The following is a 20,954-nucleotide window of genomic DNA, read 5'->3' as shown; positions in this document are numbered from 1 at the left end:
TCCCTCATTTGTTCCTCCTGTTTTTAATGAAGATGGTGATGGATACGATAAAAGTGATGGCAGCCAGGATATAAGAAATGTCTGTGATTACCGGATAGGCGTCGCTATTTCGTATCCCGATGCCTATGAACGCCCAAACGAATACGAGAGGATAGCACCAATCCCGGTATTTACCTGCAAAAACAAAGGCCAAGGCTGTTGCTGCAATCAGCAGGACAATCGTCCAGGTTATACTGGAAACCCCAAAACCGTCCCATTTGATATAGGTGAGGTAATAAGAAATGTCAGCTATGGCTGCAACACTTACCCAGCCTGTATAAACGGAAAATGGAATTAGGTCGAAAGTAGCATGCTCCACTTTTTTCATTCTTGTATAAATGACCATTAAAGTAGCCAACAGAGCAATGATAATGAATACGGATAACAAAAAGCGTTCATAGTGCCAAGCCAAAAGCCAAGCGCCATTCAGGACACAGCTTAAAGCGAACCAAGGGAAGGATGCCTTATAAGCAGGGCTGTTTTGATGTTTACTTAAAAACTGCCTGAATACCCAGATGGCGAGCAGGAAATAGATCAAGCCCCATATGGAAAATACATAACCGGCAGGAGTGAAAAGGACATCCAGTTTATCGGAAATCTCTCCCGATGTTTGGCCGTTCAATGGCAGGAAATTGGCTAAAAAATTCATCGTGACGACGAACAGATAGAAAATCAAGTTAATGATGGAAATAATCATGGGCTTCCTCCTTGTATGATTTGTGATCCTTCTAACCTTATTCCACATATTTAGCCTGGTTAACCTTTTCGGAGAACATCGGGGGTACTTGGGGGTCATTTTTCCATAAAGAGAGGAAGTTCCTGTAACAATTGAACCATTTAAGGTTAGAAATTTTACATCTTCACTTTATGGTGATAAAATATTCAAAGATTCATATTATTTTAGTCCTTCGGGGTCGGGTGAAAATCCCAACCGGCGGTGATGAAGAAATTCTAAGCCCGCGAGCCTGATAAAGGCAGGATTTGGTGAGATTCCAAAGCCGACAGTACAGTCTGGATGGGAGAAGGACGTGTGGAACCCAAGTGTATACGTACGCCTAATTTTTCGAAAATGAAATTATTAGGCTTTTTAGGTATACAATTTTTTTCACTCATTTCTCCTGCTAACTCCTTAGGTCATCCTAAGGGGTTTTTTATATTTTATAAAAGGGGGAAAAACATGTTTACGGGAATCATTGAGGATATCGGTACCGTACATTCCTTGAAAAAAGGAAAAAGCAGTATGGAGTTATCGATTCGTTCTGAAAAAATCCTTGAAGATGTGCATCTGGGGGATAGTATTTCAGTCAACGGGGTCTGCTTAACGGTAACATCCTTCACGAAAAGTTTGTTTACGGTCGACGTGATGCCGGAAACGGTCAAAGCTTCCACGATCCGGACGTTAAAATTGGGATCACCTGTTAATCTCGAACGAGCAATGAGTGCACAGGGAAGGTTTGGCGGTCATTTTGTTTCAGGTCATATCGACGGAACCGGAACGATCATAAAAAAAGAACGGAAAGAAAATGCCGTATATTATGTAATCCAATTGGAAGAAGGGCTTAGTACCTTCTGCATTCCAAAAGGTTCCGTGGCCATTGATGGAACGAGCTTGACGATATTTGGGATCGAAAGGAACCTTTTGACTGTATCATTGATTCCATTGACTCATCAGGACACCATATTGGGACAAAAAGCGGCTGGCGATATCGTTAACATCGAAAACGACATGATAGGGAAATATATAATACATCAAATGAAAAATGGCAATCCAAAACCAGGACTGAATTTAGAGTTTTTGGCAGAGCATGGATTCTAATAAAAGGGCGGTGTAATGATGTTCCATACAATAGAAGAAGCAATAGAAGATTTGAAGGCTGGCAAGGTAGTAATCGTATCCGATGATGAAGACCGTGAAAATGAAGGGGATTTTGTAGTGTTGGCCGAAAAGGCGACACCGGAAGCAATTAATTTCATGGCGACTCATGGACGTGGTCTGATTTGTACAACCATCACTGAAGAACTGGCAGCGAAATTGAAACTGCATCCTATGGTAGGTGAAAATACCGATCATCATGGCACTGCTTTTACGGTAAGTGTCGATCATAAAAGCACCTCTACAGGAATCAGTGCTTTTGAAAGGTCCTTGACCATCCTTGAACTTCTTAATGAACATTCTGTCGCTGAAGATTTCCAAAGGCCTGGTCACACTTTTCCGATAGTCGCTAAAGAAGGCGGCGTATTAAAAAGGGCAGGACATACGGAGGCATCGGTGGACTTGGCGAAGTTATGCGGTGCCGCTCCAGCTGGTGTCATTTGTGAGATCATGAATGAAGATGGATCGATGGCCCGCGTATCCGATTTAGAAGTCATTTCTGATAAATTTAACCTGAAATTCATTACGATAGCCGATTTGATTCGGTATCTTGAACAAAATGATACAATTGGGAAACAGGAACTTGAACTGAATATCCCGAAAGCTTGAAGGATTATAAGGAATTAAAACTTAACGTGAAAAAAGATGATATTGTTTTTTAAAATTAGGAGGAATTGGACATGGGGAAAACTATTGAAGCACAATTAATCGGATCAGGATTGAAAGTCGGAATCGTGGTAGGAAGATTTAATGAGTTTATCACAAGCAAGCTTTTAGGAGGGGCATTGGATGGCCTTAAGCGTCATGGCGTTGATGAGAATGATGTGGACATCGCGTGGGTCCCGGGTGCTTTTGAGCTTCCGTTAATTGCTAAGAAACTTGTGAATACAGGTAAATATGATGCTGTAATCGGTCTTGGAACGGTAATCAGGGGTGCCACTTCACATTATGATTATGTCTGCAATGAAGCAGCTAAAGGCATGGCTTCCGTTTCATTGGAAACAGGTGTACCGGTTATCTTCGGTTTGCTGACAACTGAGAATATTGAACAAGCCATTGAACGTGCAGGAACAAAATCGGGTAACAAAGGCTATGAAGCTGCGGTTAGTGCCATTGAAATGGCCAACCTTGGAAAATTAATAGAACAGTGATTTCACATAAGGAAGCCGCAGGGAATAACATTCCTGCGGCTTTTTTAATTGTCAGATTGGAAATACCCCGATTTCAAAGTAATGTGTTTTTATATATAAATCTTGGAAAATAAAGAATCATTAGGAAATTTCAAAAAAAAAAACGAACAAAAGCATCACGTAATGGAAGCATGATAAAATATGCGGATATGATTATGCTACAATTGTAAAGATTGCAATTGAAATTCATGACTTTAGGGAAAAGTAATTTTATTAGTTATTAGGAGGGGTTTGTGTGTACCATCTCTTTACACATAATGATTTAGATGGAGTCGGCTGCGGCATTGTAGCTAAGCTGGCATTCGGAGAAGAAGTAGTGGTTAGTTATAATTCAATTGGCCGCCTTAATCAGAATGTAGGAGCATTTCTTGAGCAGGCCAAGATTGAAGATACATTGATCGTTACTGATCTATCGGTTGATGAAGATAACGAAAAAATGATTACTCAGTTTGTGGAAGATGGAGGCAAGGCACTGCTGATTGATCATCATAAGTCAGCACTGCACTTGAACGAACATGATTGGGCAGCTGTAACTGTCGAACAGGAAGATGGTAAACAGACGGCAGCGACATCATTATTCTATCAGTATGCAGTTGAAAATAAATTGCTGGAACCTTCAAGCATTGTCGCTGAATTTGTTGAATTGGTCCGTCAATACGATACTTGGGAATGGGAAGTCAATAAAAATACAACAGCAAAACGATTGAATGACCTGTTTTTCATGATTCCGATAGAGGAATTCGAAATGAAAATCGCAAATAAGCTGTCCACGGCTGAAAGTTTTACTTTTGACGAAGTGGAGCAAACCCTTCTGAATGTTGAAGAGAGTCGAGTAGATCGGTACATAAACAGGAAAAAAAGAGAAGTCTATCAGGCTACTGCCGGTCCCCATACAGCTGGTGTGGTCCATGCAGAGTCATACCACTCTGAATTGGGTAATGAACTGTCGAAAGAGTTCTCGCATCTGGATTATATAGCCATCCTGATGGTAGGAAGTAAAAGAATCAGCTTCCGGACAATCCACGATGATATAGATGTTTCTGAGGTTGCCGGCAAGTACGATGGGGGCGGTCACCAAAAAGCAGCCGGTTGCACCATGTCCGAAAAGGCATATAGCCAATATGTCGAAAAGACCTTCCATGCCGAGCCCCTTAAACGAGACGCACATAAGAATCAATTGAATGTAAAGGAGTCCCCAGAGGGTTGCCTATATTCAACGAGAGACAAACAGGACATATTCATCTATGAAGATGAAGAAGAGGAATGGATTGTTGAAATCAACGGAAAACAACAGAAAAAAACATTCGATACATTTGCGGAAGCGGAAAAATACATGAAGCGGAAATACGCTGCATGGCTGGCCCATGATGAAAGATATGAAGAGTTTATCAATAAGGGATGAATAGGAAAGCGGCTGTCCAAATGGGACAGCCGCTTTTCAATCTTCCATTGTCATTCATGATTTACCTTTTAAGCGGGACAGGATGAACGATCGTGCGGGACTGTTTTTTCGGAATGGAATTTTGGCGATGTAGAATTGCATTGATTTCTCCGCCGATCACAAAAATCAGACCACTCAAATACAACCATAGCATCAAGATGATCACGCCTCCTAAACTGCCGTAAGTGGAAGAGTAGTTGGCAAAGTTACTGACATAGAATGAAAATCCAAGTGATATTCCCAGCCAAAGTACAGTTGCGGTCACTGCCCCAGGGATGACATGTTTAATGGGAAAACTTTTATTCGGTGCAAAGCGATATAAAAAGGCCAGGACAAGTGAGATGACCACAACCGCGATAACCCACCGTAATAAGCTGAATAATATTTGCATTTCTTCAGGGATTGGAATGACTTGCTGTAATAAATCAATGATGACCTTTCCGAAGACGGGGAGACCCAACATGACGATGAATGCTACAACAAGGCCTAATGTCAATACAATGGAAATGATGCGGGCTTTGATGAAATTCCTTGTTTCTTCAACATCATAGGCGATATTCATGGAATGGATGAACGCATTCATTCCGTTGGAAGCGGACCAAATGGTTCCAAGGAAACCAAGAGTCAGTAAGCCGCCGTTCCGTTCAGATAATATGTTGATGATATTTTTCTCGACGACTTCCATCGTTTCCGCAGGCATGAAGGTTTTTATCGTGTCAAGGGCTGTCTGAATATCGATGTTCAGATAAGGTAATATGGACAGAAGTAAAATGAGCAAAGGGAATAGTGCCAGTAAATAGTAATAAGCTTGTTCTGCAGCCAGCCCGGTTACACGATCTTCCTTTATTTCTTTAATCAGTTTCTTTGAAAATTTTATCGACTTATTCATCTGGGCATCACTCCTGAATAGTTACTTAGGTTATCTCTTCTTTTCCCTCTGTTCATGTAAGTTAATCCTCAAAAGAAAAAAAATTGAAAGTTCTAATCCGCGCGCATGTAGAAGCTTGTGATAATGACATAATCTCATAATAACCAAAAACAAATTTGGGGAGAGGCAAATCAATTTTAAATGCTCCAGCAAAGTGCAAAATCGTAATGGTGGAAAGGTGAAGAAATGGCAAGCCAAGGATGATGCCGATACCCTTTGGAAGGTTTTACGATTAACTGTAAATAGGTGCTGTTGATGCTTCAAGACTACGAATAATATGGCTAAACACTACTACTAGGTATGATTTTATGCCCTCTTTATAACAAGTATAATAATAATTATGGTAGCAAGTTATGGAAGGTAAACAGAAAAAAGGCCAGACAGCAAAGCCTGGCCTTTTTTCTCTATTGCACTTCTTTTCCCTGCTCCTTTTGAACCTTTGGAGGGGTCCATTTGAATACTTTATTTAGGATATTATAGATGTGTTTGGATTCTTTTGTAAGGATCGGCCCAAGAATCGCTAAGGTTAAAACATAAAGTGCCGCAAACGGGGTTAGTATAGGCATTAAACCGCCTGCAATGCCTAAGTTGGCTAAAATGATGGAGAATTCGCCGCGTGAAACGATCGTTAAACCGATGTTTGCGGAAGCTCTGTGAGATAAACCGGATTTGCGTCCGGCAATCATACCAGCTGCAAAGTTACCGATTATGGTGATGATGACTGCTCCAAGAACCATCCAGACAGCTCCCCCAAGGGTCGTCGGATCGATACTCAAGCCAAAGCTGAAGAAGAATATGGCCCCGAAGAAGTCTCTAAAGGGAATGACAAGTTTCTCAATCCTGTCGCTATGTTCCGTTTCAGAAAAGACTAGGCCGAGCAGTAATGCACCGATGGCTTCCGCAACATGAATCGTTTCCGAGAAACCGGCAATGAAGAATAGTAATGCGAACACGACGATGATAAAAATCTCATCAGAGGTTATATTGAATAATTTGTTAAGGACCCCAGAAGCTTTCCGGGCGATAACAAAAAATATCAGCATATACCCAATCGCGATAAATGTAGAAAGTAATGTTCCCCAAACGGAACCAGAAGAGCTTAATACCAATCCGGATACGACTGATAAATAAACGGCGAGGAAGATATCTTCAAACATGATGATGCCAAGGATTAGCTCCGTTTCATTGTTACCGGTCCTTTTAAGGTCCACAAGTACCTTTGCCACAATGGCACTTGAAGAAAAACTGATGATCCCGGTTAATATCAGAACCTCTTTTAATGGAAGACCGAGCAGGAAACCATACAGCAAGGCCATTCCCACGTTGATTAAAATGTAATAGGTTCCGCCTGTCACGATATTTTTTCCGGACTTCATGAGCTTTTTCACGGAAAATTCAAGCCCTAGGTAAAACAGAAGGAATAAAATACCGACACGACCGAGGAATGCAATGATTTCATCACTTTCAATGAAACGCAGGTCAATTAATCCGAAGTGCGGGGCATGGGGGCCAACGAGCATCCCGATGATAATCAATAGTGGAACATTTGATATTTTGAATTTACCTGCTACGAGAGCGGCTAATGCCACTAGAAGTAGGGCAGTACCCACTTCAAAGACTAAATGGTCCATATGAGCTTAGTCACTCCTTTCGTCAGTCAATAATTCTCTTGTCAGGTTTCGGATATCTTTTCTTTCACCGGATATCACAAGAGTGTCGCCTGTTTCGATGATGGAGTCGGGACCAGGATTACTCAATTGTTTTTTTCCTTTTTTAGAATGGGCGATGACGGTCACGTTATAATTACTCCTGATATCAATCGAACCGATCGTTTGATTGATGGCCTTTGAACCTGGTTCGACTTTGAACCATTCAATCACCAAGTCACCCAATGACATTTCAATTGTTTCAAGTGCTTGTGGTTTATAAACCATGCCGCCTATGATGGAAGCCAATTGCCGGGATTCCTGATCGTTAAGGGTGATGCTCGATATGACGTCCTCATGTTCATTATCAAAATGGTATAATTCCCGACGGCCGTCATCGTGAATGACGATTACTAACTTTTCATCATTTCTCGTTATGATTTCGAATTTTTGGCCAATACCAGGAAGTTCACTTTCTCTAATTTTCACTGGAATTCCTCCTTAAAATGTTGGTTAGAGTAATAGAAGATAGCTGGATGTTTATAAGTTAACGTCAATATTCGTCTTGAATTTCTTCTCCTTGGATATGCCGATGTATTTTAATGTCTCCGATGGACTGGAATGATGGTAATGCTTCTGTATCAAGGCCAGTGAAACTCCTTGTTTATAGGCATGGTAGCCAAAAGTTTTACGCATCGAACTTGCTCCGAATTTGCCTGTCAGCCCTGCACCTTCCACAGCATCATGGATGATTCGGTGCGCCTGTTGACGTGTTATCGGCTTTTTTGTCTTAGGGGAAAGAAATAAAAATTGACCTTCGATAACCTTAGAGCCTTTAAGGTATTCTTGTAACGCGGTACGGACTTTCAGGTTCAAATAAATTTGATTGACTTCGTCATTTTCCGTCCGTTGTTCATAGAACTCCTTGATTTTGCCCGTTTCATCCAGAACGCTGGCCACGGTGATTTCAAGCATTTCATTTATCTTCATACCTGTATTGATGCCGAGTACAAACAATAAATAATCCCGACTGGAGTGAGCGCGTAAGTATGTTTTAATTTTGCTGATTTGATTGATATCCTTAAAGGCTTCTACATATTCCATAGATCTTCTCCTCTTGCTAATGTAACATAATTACATTATAACACAAGTTATGTAACATTGCATACATTTAGTCCTGCAGGTGATTCCTATCCAAACAGTAATGCATGCTGTCGAACGTAAAAAAAACCTTTTCCTTATTCTCTGCTCAAACGAGATAAAATATTTCAGGGGAGTTATTTAATGTGGAGATTGCTGTATGCATCATCGGGGACATCAGTCTGGAACAAAAAAAAAAAACCCCAAGTTGGGGTTTACTCATTTTTTTAGTATACGGCTTTTTGTAGTTTGTGAATGACCTCAAGTGAAAGCCCGGTTCCGATGGCAACTGATTCAAGCGGGTTATCTGCAAGTTGGACTGGGACGACAATTTCATTCGTCAGCCATTCTTGTATCCCATTGAGAAGTGCACCCCCGCCGGATAAGATGACACCTTGATCGACGATATCCCCGCTCAATTCAGGAGGACAATCTTCCAAAGTGGCCCTGATTGCTTCCAGTATATGAAGAAGCGATTCCTGAATGGCTTCCTGGACGTCAGTGGATGATATTGTAATCGGCTTTGGAAGACCCGTTACAAGATCGCGGCCCCTGACTTCCATGCTAATCACGGAATGTTTAACGAGTGCGTAGCCGATTTCTTTTTTTATTTCCTCGGCTGTTCTTTCCCCAATCAGCACATTATGTTTTTTTCTAACATATTGGCTGATATCTTCATCCAATTGATCTCCGCCAATTCTGATTGAATTGCAAGAAACGACGCCGCCATAAGAGATGATTGCGACCTCAGTCGTTCCGCCGCCGATATCAACGATGACATTGGCAATGGGCTCTTCGACAGGCAGGCCCGCACCTATTGCTGCTGCTACTGGTTCCTCGATAAGGTGGACCTGTTTCGCTCCGCAGCTTTTGACTGCATCCTGAATGGCCCTTCTCTCAACTGATGTGGAACCTGATGGTGTACAGACCACTACACTAGGTTTGCGGATCGATAAACCTAGGGCCTTACTTGCTTTTTTCATGATTTCCCGAAGCATTTGCGCGGTTACATTAAAATCCGCAATGACACCATCCTTAAGCGGACGGATTGCCACGATATTTCCGGGTGTTTTCCCGATCATGTTTTTTGCATCCACACCGACTGCCAATACTTTATTAGTCTCTATATCAATGGCCACCACAGATGGCTCATTAAATACGATTCCTTTATTTTTACTGTAAACTAGCGTATTTGCAGTCCCTAAGTCAATGCCTATTTCTGTATTTGATAACATTTAGTCACCCCTCCATAAGAGTTTGACCCCTATATACTCATTCTACCTTTTATTGCGAGTTTGTGGGGGTGGGAAATCTAGTAAATGGTGGAATTGCCATGCCATTTCTTTTCATAGAGCGAAAACATGATGAAATATAAAAGTGCACCGGCGATGGCAAGAGCGCGGATAATGGCAATTGTCGCCAACATTCTGCCTATTGTAAAATATTGCCCCCTCATATGTGCGTTTTTAGTATATTTCACACTGCGCCCCTCGCTTTAGTCGAAAACAAGCGTGGATGGCAGCTTTGAATCAGCTTGTTTTATGTTAAGATATAGATGAAAATCCGCTTAGATAAAGAAGGTAATCTTGTGAGTGCAAATTTAATCGAGAGTAAGAGTTTTAGAGTCATCTTTACAGCTTTCCTAGCTTTCCTGGGTGGTTATGCATTTGATAGCCTTGGAATTTACCTCCCATGGATGCTTGGACCATTATTCGTCGTGATGATCGCGAAAGTGAAGTTAAGGAAGTACTTGTTTTGGTCTAAAACCTTTAGAAGTACTGGATTGGTCATTCTAGGTTTACAATTGGGCAGTTCATTCACGAAACAATCGTTAAATGAGATGATTGAATTTTTGCCTGTTATGCTTTTTACGACAATCGCAATCATTTTATTTACAGTTTTGACTGGCTGGTTTGTCGGGAAAAGAATGAACTTAACCTTGGGCACATCCATGCTTGGCAGTTTTCCGGGAGGACTTTCCCAGATGGTGGTCTTAAGTGAGGAAATGAAGGATAGTGATGAAACGGTTGTAGGTTTCATGCAAACACTGCGGGTCATCCTGGTGATATCCATTGTTCCTTGGATCGTGACCCATGTAATGTCAGTTGGATCAGGTACGGTAATGGCCATATCGGAGCGGCCGTTTTTCTTATTTGATTATGATGGGAAATTAGCCATCATGATGTTGTTAACCTTGCTATTATTCATCTTCATCACAAAGAAAGTGAATTTTCCGCTGCCTTTTTTGCTAGGGCCTCTCATGGCTGCAGCACTATTCAATTTAGCAGGCCCAGGTGCTCCGCAGATTCCTGATTTTTGGTTGAACTTGTCACAATTGTTGATTGGCGCACATTTAGGCTATACACTGAAAGTTGATAATCCCCGACTTTTCAGAAAGATGTTTGGGGCTGTATTCGTCAGTAATGTCCTATTGATTGGATTTTGCTATTATCTTTCCATTCACTTTGCCCCGATCTTATCTTTGCAGCCGAATGAATTATTTTTGAGCATGGCGCCAGGCGGCGTAGCCGAAATGGCCGTCACAGCCATGTCTGTGCATGTGGATTTATCCGTTGTCACTAGCTTTCATTTATTCAGGATCCTATTCATTTTATTTTTTCTGTCACCCATCATAAAATGGCTGGTTGGAAGAAGCAAGGGAAAACAAGAACAGGGACAAAGCTGACAGGCTTTGTCCTTTTTCTTTTTGGAAAAACTGAAGAGTGAAAAGAACAAATGCCAGGCGTTATGCGGAACTCACGAGTAAAAGCAGGAAATTCACGAGTAAACTACTGAAACTCACGAGTAAAAGCAGAAAATTCACGAGTAAACCAATGAAACTCACGAGTAAAAGCAGGAAATTCACGAGTAAACTACTGAAACTCACAAGTAAAAGCGCATATTCCAGACGTTATGAGAAAAGTACGAACGGAACATGCTTGAAATTCAATTCTCGAAAGAATATTGTACCCGAACCATGGAAATGTGCTGTTGAATAAGCTCATGTAGGCGCCGGAGTTGGTAGATTTTGTGAGAATTTAATGAAAAGTGAAATCGAATAGTAAAATAATCCTCACCTTTTTTGAACTTCATCCGATATAAGGAGGAGACGAGACTTTAAATGAATGGGTGAGTATTATGGATATAACATCAGTTTTGGGCGTAGTTCTCGGTATTGTGGCCATCTTGGTCGGAATGGTGTTGAAAGGCGTAAGTGTAACGGCGTTGATTAACCCGGCGGCTATTTTGATCATTATTGTAGGGACGATAGCTGCTGTCGTAACGGCTTTCCCTTTGTCGGAATTAAAAAGACTACCAAAAATATTCAAGATTTTATTCTTTGAACAAAAATTGACAAAGCCTGAAGATTTAATAAGAACCTTTTCGGAATGGGCGGTCATTGCCAGGAAAGAAGGATTATTGGCATTGGAAAGCATTTCGGATCAAGTGGATAATACCTTTTTGAAAAATGGTTTGAATCTTGCAGTCGAAGGTCAGAGTGCCGATTATATTCGTGATATTTTAGCAGAGGAAATAGACGCGATGGAAGAACGTCATTTAAGCGCGGCAGCGATTTTCAGTCAAGCCGGTACATACGCACCGACGCTCGGTGTATTGGGTGCGGTAATCGGGCTGATTGCTGCATTGGGGAATATGGCTGACACGGAGGCATTGGGACATGCCATATCTGCCGCATTCGTCGCAACCTTGATGGGGATTTACACGGGGTATGTGTTATGGCATCCATTTGCCAATAAGCTCAAACGGAAATCGCGGCAGGAAGTCCGAATCAAAGAAATGATGATCGAAGGTATTTTATCGATCATCGAAGGGGAAGCGCCAAGAACGATTGAACAGAAATTAACATCCTATTTGCCTGCTGGAGATCGTAAGAAGTGGTTAGAAGGCGATGTGAGAGAAGATGGCTAGGCGCAAAAAGAAACAAAGGCATGAAGAGCATATCGATGAATCATGGCTGGTTCCCTACGCCGATATCTTAACATTGCTTCTTGCGCTTTTTATCGTCTTGTTCGCTTCAAGTTCGGTTGATGCAGTAAGGTTCCAGCAGTTGTCCAATGTATTTAACCAGGTTTTTACAAGCGGAACGGGCTTTATGGATTTCCCAAGTGATTCCCCCAGCAATGAGCCGACGTCACCAGAACAAAGAACAGGTGCAGAAGATCTTGAGAAACTAGGGAAAAACGAACAAGAAGAACTTATGGAAGTTCAGGAGCGTGTAAATGCCTACATCCAAAAAAATGATTTAACGGATAAATTGGGAACGAACCTTACTGATGAAGGGATGTTGATTTCAATTAGGGAAAACGTGCTATTCGAATCGGGGGTGGCTGAGGTGAGACGTGAAAACCGAAAAATCGCTAAGGAAATCTCGGATTTACTGGTCATGGACTTACCCAGAAACATTATCGTAAGCGGACATACCGATAATATTCCCATTAAAAATTACCAATATGAATCCAACTGGGATCTGAGCGTGATGCGATCCGTGAACTTTATGAAACTTCTCCTAGAAAATAAAGAGTTGGATCCCGAAATGTTCAGTGCTAAAGGACATGGGGAATTCAAGCCGGTTGCTTCTAATGAAACGAAAAAAGGAAGAGCGAAAAACCGGAGAGTTGAAATCCTAATTGTTCCACGGACAGCGATAAATGAGTGAAAACCTGTCAGGAATGGACGGGTTTTTCTTTTTGAAGGAGAATATATATGGAAAGAGAATATACAAATGTGATGGAAGAAATCGTTGTGACATGGGTGCAGGTATTAATGTCAGGTACGGAATACCAAACATTTTGTTCGTGCAGGAAATGTAAGAATGACATCATCACATTATCATTGAATAACCTGCCTAATTACTATGTAACCACGGAAGAAGGGCGGAAAAGGATATTTGGAAATTTGAATAAAGAAGAAAACAGGAAATGGATCAATAAAAGAATCATCAATGCGATACACGTTGTTGGCCAGTATCCTAAACATTGATCAAAAGGCTGCCATTATCTTTTTTCCTCCGATATTAAAAAAGGCAGACAGTGACCACCGAAGGGATTTAGGAAATATAGCGGTATATTACTCATAAACAAAAGGGACAACCATTAATTATGTGTTTTATTTATGGTGGCAGAGGGAACATAAATAAAGTACAAAGTTGGTTCATTCGATCAAAAATTGAGGAGATGAATGATTATGGGTAAAAATATCGCATGTGTTGTAACGAATATGTTTGAGGACTCGGAGTATAGTGAACCGGCAAAAGCATTTGAAGAAGCCGGCCATACGGTAACGACGATTGAAATGATAAAAGGGAAAACTGTTAAAGGGAAACAAGGGGAGGTAGAAGTCGAGATTGATGAAAGCATCGACTCGGTGAAACCAGAAAATTTCGATGCATTATTCATCCCCGGTGGGTTTTCCCCTGATCAACTGCGTGCTGACGAACGCTTCGTATCTTTTGCCAAATCGTTCATGGATGATAAAAAACCAGTATTTGCGATCTGTCATGGACCGCAGTTGCTGATTACGGCTAAAACACTTGAAGGACGCCACGCAACAGGATATACATCCATTAAAGTCGATATGGAGTATGCAGGTGCCACATATTTGGACAAAGAGGTTGTGGTTTGCGGCAACCAGCTTGTAACCAGCAGGACACCTGAAGACCTTCCGGCATTTAACCGGGAATCGCTCAATCTATTGAAATAATGAAAAATCCCGGCAACTGCCGGGATTTTTCATTTTAAAGGATTCATATACTTCAATCTTTGCAGTAAAATAAAAGGAGAGACGAATTAAAAAGGAAGTGTCACGATTGATCGTATTAAAATCTGCACGTGAAATTCAAGCGATGCATGAATCGGGTAAAATTTTGGCAGCTTGTCATAGGGAGATTGCAAAGTTGATTGTTCCTGGGGTGACAACATGGGAAATTGAAGAATTTGTTGAAGGATTCTTAAAAAAACATGGTGCGAAGCCGGAACAAAAGGGTTACAAAGGGTATGAGTATGCGACATGTGCCAGCATAAATGAAGAAATTTGTCATGGTTTTCCTCGTAAGACCCCTTTGAAAAATGGAGATATCGTAACGATTGATATGGTCGTCAATTATAACGGGGCCCTTGCTGACTCTGCCTGGACGTATACGGTCGGTAAGGTTTCAAAGGAAACCGAACATTTAGTGAATGTGACGAAGGAATCTTTATATAAGGCGATTGATGTATGTGTGGAAGGCAATCGGATTGGAGATATAGGTCATGCCATACAAACATATGTCGAAGCGGAAGGCTTCTCTGTCGTTCGTGATTTCATCGGACACGGGATAGGAAATGTCATTCATGAAGAGCCGCAGGTTCCGCATTATGGACTGCCAAATAAAGGTCCGCGTCTTAAGGAAGGCATGGTATTCACCATCGAGCCAATGGTAAACGTAGGTACATATAAAGCAAGCCGGGATCCGAATGGTTGGACGGCATCCACTGCAGATGGGAAATACTCGGCACAATATGAGCATACGATTGCCATTACGAAAAACGGTCCGCTTATACTGACCGAACAATGAACAAAAAAAACAGCATCAATTATGATGCTGTTTTTTCATTTTAATCAATTGGACGTTCCAATGAATACAAATCTTCTTCAATATTTCCTAATCTGTCCTCAATGATTTTTTTAGCATCTTTGATACCTTCATTATAAATAAAGGGAGCAATATTTTCGAAAATGAACTGCAAATGATTTTCAGCAGCGATTTCACCGATTTCCTTGCCTTGTTCCTGATACACATATTCTTGGATGCTTTCGATCATCTTGCGGCGCTTTTCAATGGGAAATTGTATGAACATTGTGCCCTCCTTCATATTTGTTCTAAAAACCATGTAATGAATTGATCCGAATCCAAAGGGAAGACGGGTACTGAAGCATGATTCCTTGTTCGTTCCAGACATTCGGGCCAAGCCACAGCTGCTTTTACATTAGTAAGCCGTTCCAATAACAGGAGGTCACTTTTTTCTTTGATTAAAATGACCTTAGGAAAGTCCTCTTGCTTATAACCTTCAATTAAAATCACATCAGGGAGAAATAGACACAGTAATTGAACCAGCTCAGTGATAGGGGCTTTCCCCTTGAAATTGCCGAGCAGCTCGATTGTGCCATCTCCTTCAACAAGTGAGGCGGCCGCCCCTGCATGAAAGTGTTTATTGGAATCCTTCGTGCCTGTGACATCTGGTTTTCCGCCATGTCCATGATGTTTTAAAACGGCTGTCTCTAATTTTGCTTCGCGAAGCTGTTTGATTATATTCGTTATGAAGGTCGTTTTTCCTCTATTTTGGTAGCCAACCACCTGGAAAATAAAGGGCTTCACCAAGGCCATTTGCATCCTTCTTGTTCATCGAGAAGCAGGATGTCCACAAAGTCTCCAGTTTGGAAACCACGTGTCCCCCCAGGTAAGACGGTCAGTGAATTGGCACCTGCCAAGCTTGTTGTAATATTGGATTTATCCACACCGCTAGGAATTACCTTCAACTGGCCAGATTCGTAAAATAATCGGGTCCGAAGCAAACGTGAGAATGGATTGGGTTTTAAGAAGTCTTCTGCCAATTGTGCCGTCTCTTTTCGTAAATGCGGATGCTCCGAAAACAGCATGGTGCGGATGATCGGTCTTGCAAATAGTTCAAAGCCGACATAACTGGCGGATGGATTGCCGGATAAACCGAATAAAAATTTGTTATTATATACGGCTACGGTCGTCACGCTGCCGGGGCGCATGGCCACTTTGTTGAATAAGACATCAGCGCCGATTTTTTGATAAATATCCGGGAGAAGATCAAAATCACCGACAGAAACTCCTCCTGTCGTGATGAGCAGATCCACTTCCTCCAAGGCAGTTGAAATGGCATCGTAGCTTAATTCGAATTCGTCCTTTAGCTTTCCATAGAAACGGACTTCTCCTCCGGCCCTCTGAATTTGGGCGGAGATGGCATGTGAATTGCTGTTGCGAATTTTACCGGGCTGCAACGGTTCATTAACATCAAGAAGTTCAGACCCCGTAGCGAATAATCCGACGACAGGCTTAGTGGCAACTGGCACTTCGGCATAACCGAATGTTGCGAGCAAGCCGATGATCCCTGGATTGATCGCTGTTCCTTTTTTTACAAGTACATCGCCTTTCTTTGCATCCTCACCTTGAAAAGAAACGTTTTCGCCTTCCTTAAGCGAGCGTTTAAATGATATGTACTTCTTTCCGTACTTTTCGAATTCCTTCGTAAGCTCGAGCATGATTACGGCATCACACTCAGCTGGCATCTGAGCTCCAGTCATGATCCTTGCCACTTGATTTTTTTGAACAGGAATATTCGATACCATACCCGCAGCCAACTCTTCAACCACTTCGAACTCGAGAGGATTATTTATGGAACCTCCAGCCGTATCCTTGGACCTAAGGGCGAATCCATCATATGGCGAGCGGTTAAAATGCGGAACATCATTTGTAGCTACAATATCTTGAGCCAAAAAACGGTCATGGCTTTCCTCGAGGGGAATCAGTTCCATATGTCCTGTTAATTTATGCTTCATCACTTTTTCCACTGCTTCTGCAATACTGATGGGCGTTCTTCTTTCTACCATGCTTACAACTCCTGTCGGTTTTCAATTTCTATATCAAATGTAGCAGAATTTTTTTAAAAATGAAAAAAATCCTCACCGGTATGGGAGGATTTGAATGTTACTTATTACGCAGTCTTCCAAGTTCTTCAGCGATAGCTTCCATTTCACGGACACTGAAATTCGTTTTTTTCATCACCATTGTATAAATATCGTGCAGTTCTTCGTACATCTCGATATCAAAATGGGTCGATTTGATTGCACCAAAGTTCATTACTTTTAATTTATCCTTGATTGCTTCAATCATATACTCGACACTTTCGGCTGTGTTTTGCGTTAAATCCATTTCCCTCATCCTTTCATACGTTCCTAAATTATTTTCATCTTTGCATGATTACCTTGAGAAGTCAATGAATATTCGGGTGGGAAGCGAAGCCTAATCCCCGATATACTTGGTCATCTCCACGTTTTAAAGTGTGAGAGTTTGGGAAAAGATAGGAAAAAAAATATTTAAACATTGTATAATGGAGATAGCTACCATAATACATCAACTAATATATGACGAGGAGGAGAATATATGAGCAACATTCGAGAAGAATATAAGTGTGCCAAGAAAAGCAAATTTATGCAAGCGGTCTTTATTGGGGCGTTGGCTGGGGCAGCGATAAGCCTTTTTGATAAGGATACGCGTAATTCTGTATTGGAAAACAGTAAAAGCTGTATGGGTAATATGAAGGAATTCATAAAGAATCCCAATGGGGTGCTTACACAAGTACGTGAAACATCATCAAAGGTCCGTTCCACTGTTGAAAAAATTTCCGATGATGTCTCCTTCATTTCCCAAAAGGTGGAGGAAATGAAGGATATTCCTTCGCAAGTTGCCCAAGTGGTGATGGAGACGAAGGAAGTTTTTGCTGCAGAGGAAGAAGAGCCAACTTCAAGTCACCATGAACGGATTTCCTTAAATTAGAAAATGGGGTGGTGGTATGGCCAATAAAAAAGAATGGCTGAAAAGCTCATTCTTCATGACTTTCATAAAACGGTTACAGGTCGATGATGTGTCGGGGCTTGCCGCACAGCTGTCTTATTTCTTTTTACTTTCCCTGTTTCCGTTACTTATTTTTTTATTCACCTTATTGGCCTATCTGCCATTTTCCCAAGAAGATATATTGAATACCGTCCGTACATATGCGCCTGACGATTCGATGAAAATCATTGAGGCAAACCTATCGGAAGTGATGGAAGCGAATGGGACTTTATTGTCGTTTGGTGTCATCGGAACGATATGGTCGACATCGAATGGGATGAATGCAATCATTAAAGCATTTAACCATGCATACGGTGTAAAAGAAAGTCGAACTTTCTTTATTTCCCGGGGAATGTCGATTCTTCTCACTTTAGCGATGATTTTTGTTTTTATTGTCGTTTTATTGCTGCCGGTATTCGGAAAACAAATCGGAGTGTTTTTATTTGCCGAAATTGGACAATCCGATGAATTTCTTACGATTTGGAACCAACTTCGATGGGTGATCAGTACGCTTGTATTTTTAATTGTGTTCACCATCCTTTATTGGATTGCCCCCAACATAAAGCTGAAGTGCATAACCGTACTGCCTGGTGCTATCTTTGCAACGGCAGGATGGAGTCTCGCTTCCTTTTTGTTTTCATTTTATGTGGAGAACTTCGCTAATTATTCCGCAACATATGGCAGTCTTGGAGGAATAATCGTATTAATGGTCTGGTTTTATTTGTCGGGGCTCATAATCATAATGGGCGGGGAAATAAATGCTCTCATTAGTGAAAAGGAAAAACCGGAATGTGGATGAGCTTCCTGGAGTTTCCGTAATAGCGGACTATCATGCTGCGGATACTATTCAAGAAATGACAACTTTTGTAGAGGAGGAGTTCATTCATGAGTAAAAAGGATGGCAGCACAAAGCAAAAAGGAAAAAATAAAGGTTCGAACCATAAAACATCAGGTTCTGCAAACGGTAAGAACGGATATCACTAAATGAAAAAAGCATAAAAAAGGGAGCCCTCGAGGGCTCCTTTTTCATGCTTAGTTTCTCAAAAGTCTTAAGCTGTTCAGTATAACGAGAATTGTGCTTCCTTCATGGCCAATCACGCCATATGGGAGGTCTAGAAATTGAAGGAAATTGGTTGCTATCAGGATCATGATGACCGAAATTGAAAAGATGACGTTTTGTTTGATGATCCGATTCATCTTCTTGGATAATTTGACAGCTTCCGCAATGCGCGGCAAATCATTCTTCATCAGAACGACATCCGCTGTCTCCAAGGCAACATCCGTGCCTTCACCCATTGCAATTCCAACAGATGCTGTTGCTAGTGCAGGTGCATCATTGATGCCATCCCCAACCATTGCTACAGTGCCAAAATGCTCTTTCAGCCTTTTCACTTCAGTCACTTTGGTTTCAGGTAGGCATTCGGCAATATATGCATCAATATGGCTCTCCGAAGCAATCGCTTTAGCCGTTTTTTCCCCATCCCCTGTAAGCATGACGGTATGGATGCCCTCATTTTTCAAGGCTTCGATGGCTGTAACGGTTTCTTCACGCACGACATCTTTCAAAGTGAGTATGCCTGCAATTCCTTGATCATCTTTTGCATAAACGATTGTCTTACCTTGTTCAGCCAATGTCAGTGCAATGCCATTTTGGAATCGTTCTGCTTCACTGCGACCGACGAAATCAGCTTTTCCGACTTGCCAAAGCACGCCATTGATATAGGCTTGAACCCCATTACCTGAGATATCTTCCATGTTATTTGGTTTAATGATATCCTTTTGCAATTTTGATTTGGCATAACGTACGATCGATGTTGCCAAAGGGTGATTCGAATAATTTTCAACAGATGCAATATGAAATAAGAAATCATCTTCGTTTAAATCTTCGCGGATAATGACATCCGTTACCTCTGGTTTTCCTTTTGTCAATGTACCGGTTTTATCTAAAGCAATTGCCTGCAGATTACCTAGATTCTCAAGATGGATGCCTCCTTTAAATAAAATGCCATGACGGGCTCCATTTGAAATGGCAGAAAGTGTAGCAGGCATGATAGAGGCCACAAGGGCACAAGGAGAAGCGACAACGAGCAGGATCATCGCTCTGTAGAATGTCTCGGTCCAGCTCCACCCCAATAGGAAATGGGGTATGAACATCATCAAGGCGACAACCGTCAATACTACTTTTACATAAGTCCCTTCAAACCGTTCAATGAACAGCTGGGAAGGGGACTTTTCACTTTGTGCGGATTGAACGAGAGTGATTATTTTTTGAAATAATGTTTCACTTGCCGGTTTGGTGATTTCCACGGTAATCGTTCCACGGAGATTAACCGTTCCCGCAAATACTTCATCATCCAATGATTTACTGACTGGTATGGATTCGCCAGTGATAGCGGCTTCATCGATATTGGTACGGCCGTCCGTGATTTTTCCATCTGAAGGAACTCTCTCACCTGGTTTCACTAAAATCAAATCCCCGACATGCAGCTGTGAAACGGATACGGTTTCTTCATATCCATTAGTGATGCGCAGTGCTTCTTCGGGCTGTAAGTCCATTAGTGCCGAAATTTCTTTATGGCTTTTATTCATCGTGTATGTCTCAAGGGCACCGCTTAAAGCGAAGATGAAAATCAATATGGCGCCTTCCGTCCAATATCCGATGACCGCAGAACCGATTGCCGCAAAAATCATCAGCATCTCAACATTCAATTCCCGGTCGGCAATCGTATCTTCTATGCCTTCTTTCGCCTTGGCATATCCGCCAATCAAGAAAGAGGCCAAGTATATGACCATGGAAGAAGTTTCCATTCCGTTCTTTGAAAGGGCCCAGCCCAATACTATAAGTAATCCGCTGAATAATGCAGCAATAAGTTCTAGATGAGGTTTTGCTTTTTCCAACCAAGTGGTTTTGCATGCAGCCGGTTGGGTTAAATGTTTAGTATCTGTAGTCATAAGATTCCCTCCCACATTCTTCTCTATTTTGTGTAAATGATATAGATTATCATTTGTGTTATATCTAATTGAGAAAGATAATCAACGTCATTTCTCTGGATAAAA

Annotated in this window: 25 protein-coding genes, 1 pseudogene and 1 riboswitch; of the genes and pseudogenes, 13 read left to right on the top strand and 13 right to left on the bottom strand. The window is 41.5% G+C overall.

Features of this window, described 5'->3' with window-relative positions; translation table 11 throughout:
• Positions 1-4 precede the first annotated feature (4 nt).
• A complete protein-coding gene (locus tag J7J00_RS04345; RefSeq protein WP_214787802.1) occupies positions 5-736 on the bottom strand; it encodes a TspO/MBR family protein in 732 nt (243 codons plus the stop codon).
• A 203-nt stretch (positions 737-939) separates the two neighbouring features.
• Positions 940-1,070: riboswitch (FMN riboswitch) on the top strand.
• Positions 1,071-1,216: 146 nt separating this feature from the next.
• On the opposite strand from J7J00_RS04345, the gene ribE reads away from it, so the two are divergent.
• The 4 genes and pseudogenes from ribE to J7J00_RS04325 all read left to right on the top strand — a co-directional run bounded on the left by ribE (position 1,217) and on the right by J7J00_RS04325 (position 4,504).
• Positions 1,217-1,855, top strand: a complete 639-nt coding sequence (ribE, locus tag J7J00_RS04340; protein WP_144527892.1) for a riboflavin synthase — start codon at positions 1,217-1,219, stop codon at positions 1,853-1,855.
• Between the two features lie 18 nt (positions 1,856-1,873).
• A pseudogene (gene ribB / locus J7J00_RS04335) lies at positions 1,874-2,512 on the top strand (3,4-dihydroxy-2-butanone-4-phosphate synthase); the annotation flags it as partial.
• Positions 2,513-2,592: 80 nt separating this feature from the next.
• On the top strand, positions 2,593-3,063 hold the full coding sequence (gene ribH, locus J7J00_RS04330) for a 6,7-dimethyl-8-ribityllumazine synthase (protein ID WP_048685088.1): 471 nt from the start codon (positions 2,593-2,595) through the stop codon (positions 3,061-3,063).
• Positions 3,064-3,337: 274 nt separating this feature from the next.
• On the top strand, positions 3,338-4,504 hold the full coding sequence (locus tag J7J00_RS04325; RefSeq protein ID WP_214787796.1) for a DHH family phosphoesterase: 1,167 nt from the start codon (positions 3,338-3,340) through the stop codon (positions 4,502-4,504).
• A 61-nt stretch (positions 4,505-4,565) separates the two neighbouring features.
• Here J7J00_RS04325 and J7J00_RS04320 read toward each other — a convergent pair whose 3' ends face one another.
• The 6 genes from J7J00_RS04320 to J7J00_RS04295 all read right to left on the bottom strand — a co-directional run bounded on the left by J7J00_RS04320 (position 4,566) and on the right by J7J00_RS04295 (position 9,737).
• Positions 4,566-5,432, bottom strand: coding sequence for a YihY/virulence factor BrkB family protein (locus J7J00_RS04320; RefSeq protein WP_214787793.1), 867 nt, complete (start codon positions 5,430-5,432; stop codon positions 4,566-4,568).
• Between the two features lie 443 nt (positions 5,433-5,875).
• On the bottom strand, positions 5,876-7,102 hold the full coding sequence (locus tag J7J00_RS04315) for a cation:proton antiporter (RefSeq protein WP_098370480.1): 1,227 nt from the start codon (positions 7,100-7,102) through the stop codon (positions 5,876-5,878).
• Positions 7,103-7,108: 6 nt separating this feature from the next.
• On the bottom strand, positions 7,109-7,606 hold the full coding sequence (locus J7J00_RS04310) for a cation:proton antiporter regulatory subunit (protein ID WP_214787790.1): 498 nt from the start codon (positions 7,604-7,606) through the stop codon (positions 7,109-7,111).
• Positions 7,607-7,657: 51 nt separating this feature from the next.
• Entirely contained in the window at positions 7,658-8,221 is a 564-nt protein-coding gene (locus J7J00_RS04305) for a tyrosine-type recombinase/integrase (RefSeq protein ID WP_063234693.1), read from the bottom strand.
• Between the two features lie 263 nt (positions 8,222-8,484).
• Positions 8,485-9,492 carry a rod-share determining protein MreBH gene (gene mreBH / locus J7J00_RS04300; RefSeq protein ID WP_214787787.1) on the bottom strand — a complete coding sequence of 336 codons (1,008 nt, stop codon included), beginning with the start codon at positions 9,490-9,492 and terminating at the stop codon, positions 8,485-8,487.
• Between the two features lie 77 nt (positions 9,493-9,569).
• Entirely contained in the window at positions 9,570-9,737 is a 168-nt protein-coding gene (locus J7J00_RS04295; protein WP_214787783.1) for a hypothetical protein, read from the bottom strand.
• 108 nt (positions 9,738-9,845) lie between these two features.
• On the opposite strand from J7J00_RS04295, the gene J7J00_RS04290 reads away from it, so the two are divergent.
• Positions 9,846-10,943, top strand: a complete 1,098-nt coding sequence (locus J7J00_RS04290; RefSeq protein WP_214787780.1) for an AbrB family transcriptional regulator — start codon at positions 9,846-9,848, stop codon at positions 10,941-10,943.
• 60 nt (positions 10,944-11,003) lie between these two features.
• Here J7J00_RS04290 and J7J00_RS04285 read toward each other — a convergent pair whose 3' ends face one another.
• Positions 11,004-11,144 carry a hypothetical protein gene (locus tag J7J00_RS04285; protein WP_214787777.1) on the bottom strand — a complete coding sequence of 47 codons (141 nt, stop codon included), beginning with the start codon at positions 11,142-11,144 and terminating at the stop codon, positions 11,004-11,006.
• Between the two features lie 251 nt (positions 11,145-11,395).
• Here J7J00_RS04285 and motA point away from each other — a divergent pair, with 251 nt between their 5' ends.
• The 5 genes from motA to map all read left to right on the top strand — a co-directional run bounded on the left by motA (position 11,396) and on the right by map (position 14,831).
• A complete protein-coding gene (gene motA / locus J7J00_RS04280) occupies positions 11,396-12,187 on the top strand; it encodes a flagellar motor stator protein MotA (RefSeq protein WP_214787774.1) in 792 nt (263 codons plus the stop codon).
• On the top strand, positions 12,180-12,935 hold the full coding sequence (gene motB / locus J7J00_RS04275) for a flagellar motor protein MotB (RefSeq protein WP_214787771.1): 756 nt from the start codon (positions 12,180-12,182) through the stop codon (positions 12,933-12,935). Before motA ends, motB begins: the two co-directional genes overlap by 8 nt.
• A gap of 47 nt (positions 12,936-12,982) precedes the next feature.
• Positions 12,983-13,258, top strand: a complete 276-nt coding sequence (locus tag J7J00_RS04270; RefSeq protein ID WP_286201163.1) for a late competence development ComFB family protein — start codon at positions 12,983-12,985, stop codon at positions 13,256-13,258.
• A gap of 204 nt (positions 13,259-13,462) precedes the next feature.
• Positions 13,463-13,978, top strand: a complete 516-nt coding sequence (locus J7J00_RS04265) for a type 1 glutamine amidotransferase domain-containing protein (RefSeq protein ID WP_076370894.1) — start codon at positions 13,463-13,465, stop codon at positions 13,976-13,978.
• 106 nt (positions 13,979-14,084) lie between these two features.
• Complete coding sequence (map, locus tag J7J00_RS04260) at positions 14,085-14,831, top strand: type I methionyl aminopeptidase (protein ID WP_214787768.1); 747 nt, start codon at positions 14,085-14,087, stop codon at positions 14,829-14,831.
• Between the two features lie 40 nt (positions 14,832-14,871).
• Here map and J7J00_RS04255 read toward each other — a convergent pair whose 3' ends face one another.
• The 4 genes from J7J00_RS04255 to J7J00_RS04240 form a co-directional block, all read right to left on the bottom strand.
• Positions 14,872-15,114, bottom strand: a complete 243-nt coding sequence (locus tag J7J00_RS04255) for a DUF2164 domain-containing protein (protein WP_214787765.1) — start codon at positions 15,112-15,114, stop codon at positions 14,872-14,874.
• Between the two features lie 11 nt (positions 15,115-15,125).
• Entirely contained in the window at positions 15,126-15,641 is a 516-nt protein-coding gene (gene mobB / locus J7J00_RS04250) for a molybdopterin-guanine dinucleotide biosynthesis protein B (protein WP_214787762.1), read from the bottom strand.
• On the bottom strand, positions 15,629-16,894 hold the full coding sequence (locus tag J7J00_RS04245; RefSeq protein ID WP_214787758.1) for a molybdopterin molybdotransferase MoeA: 1,266 nt from the start codon (positions 16,892-16,894) through the stop codon (positions 15,629-15,631). The genes mobB and J7J00_RS04245 overlap by 13 nt, the downstream gene beginning before the upstream one ends.
• Positions 16,895-16,991: 97 nt before the next feature.
• Positions 16,992-17,216 carry a DUF1128 domain-containing protein gene (locus J7J00_RS04240; RefSeq protein WP_144527905.1) on the bottom strand — a complete coding sequence of 75 codons (225 nt, stop codon included), beginning with the start codon at positions 17,214-17,216 and terminating at the stop codon, positions 16,992-16,994.
• Between the two features lie 231 nt (positions 17,217-17,447).
• Between J7J00_RS04240 and J7J00_RS04235 the strand changes: the two genes are divergently transcribed.
• Genes J7J00_RS04235 through J7J00_RS27870 form a run of 3 tightly spaced genes read left to right on the top strand, consistent with a single transcriptional unit; the run spans position 17,448 to position 18,790 of the window.
• Positions 17,448-17,840, top strand: a complete 393-nt coding sequence (locus J7J00_RS04235; protein ID WP_214787755.1) for a YtxH domain-containing protein — start codon at positions 17,448-17,450, stop codon at positions 17,838-17,840.
• Between the two features lie 16 nt (positions 17,841-17,856).
• Positions 17,857-18,696: a YihY/virulence factor BrkB family protein gene (locus tag J7J00_RS04230; protein WP_286201162.1), complete on the top strand. Its 840-nt coding sequence runs from the start codon at positions 17,857-17,859 to the stop codon at positions 18,694-18,696.
• Complete coding sequence (locus J7J00_RS27870; RefSeq protein WP_286201161.1) at positions 18,668-18,790, top strand: hypothetical protein; 123 nt, start codon at positions 18,668-18,670, stop codon at positions 18,788-18,790. The genes J7J00_RS04230 and J7J00_RS27870 overlap by 29 nt, the downstream gene beginning before the upstream one ends.
• Positions 18,791-18,929: 139 nt before the next feature.
• Here J7J00_RS27870 and J7J00_RS04225 read toward each other — a convergent pair whose 3' ends face one another.
• Entirely contained in the window at positions 18,930-20,849 is a 1,920-nt protein-coding gene (locus J7J00_RS04225; RefSeq protein WP_214787752.1) for a heavy metal translocating P-type ATPase, read from the bottom strand.
• Between the last annotated feature and the right edge of the window lie 105 nt (positions 20,850-20,954).

Source organism: Bacillus sp. ISL-4 (genome assembly GCF_018613275.1).
Lineage (GTDB): Bacteria > Bacillota > Bacilli > Bacillales > DSM-1321 > Peribacillus > Peribacillus simplex_E.
Note: the sequence above shows the minus strand (reverse complement) of the source record. Positions and strands in the feature narration are given on the sequence as shown.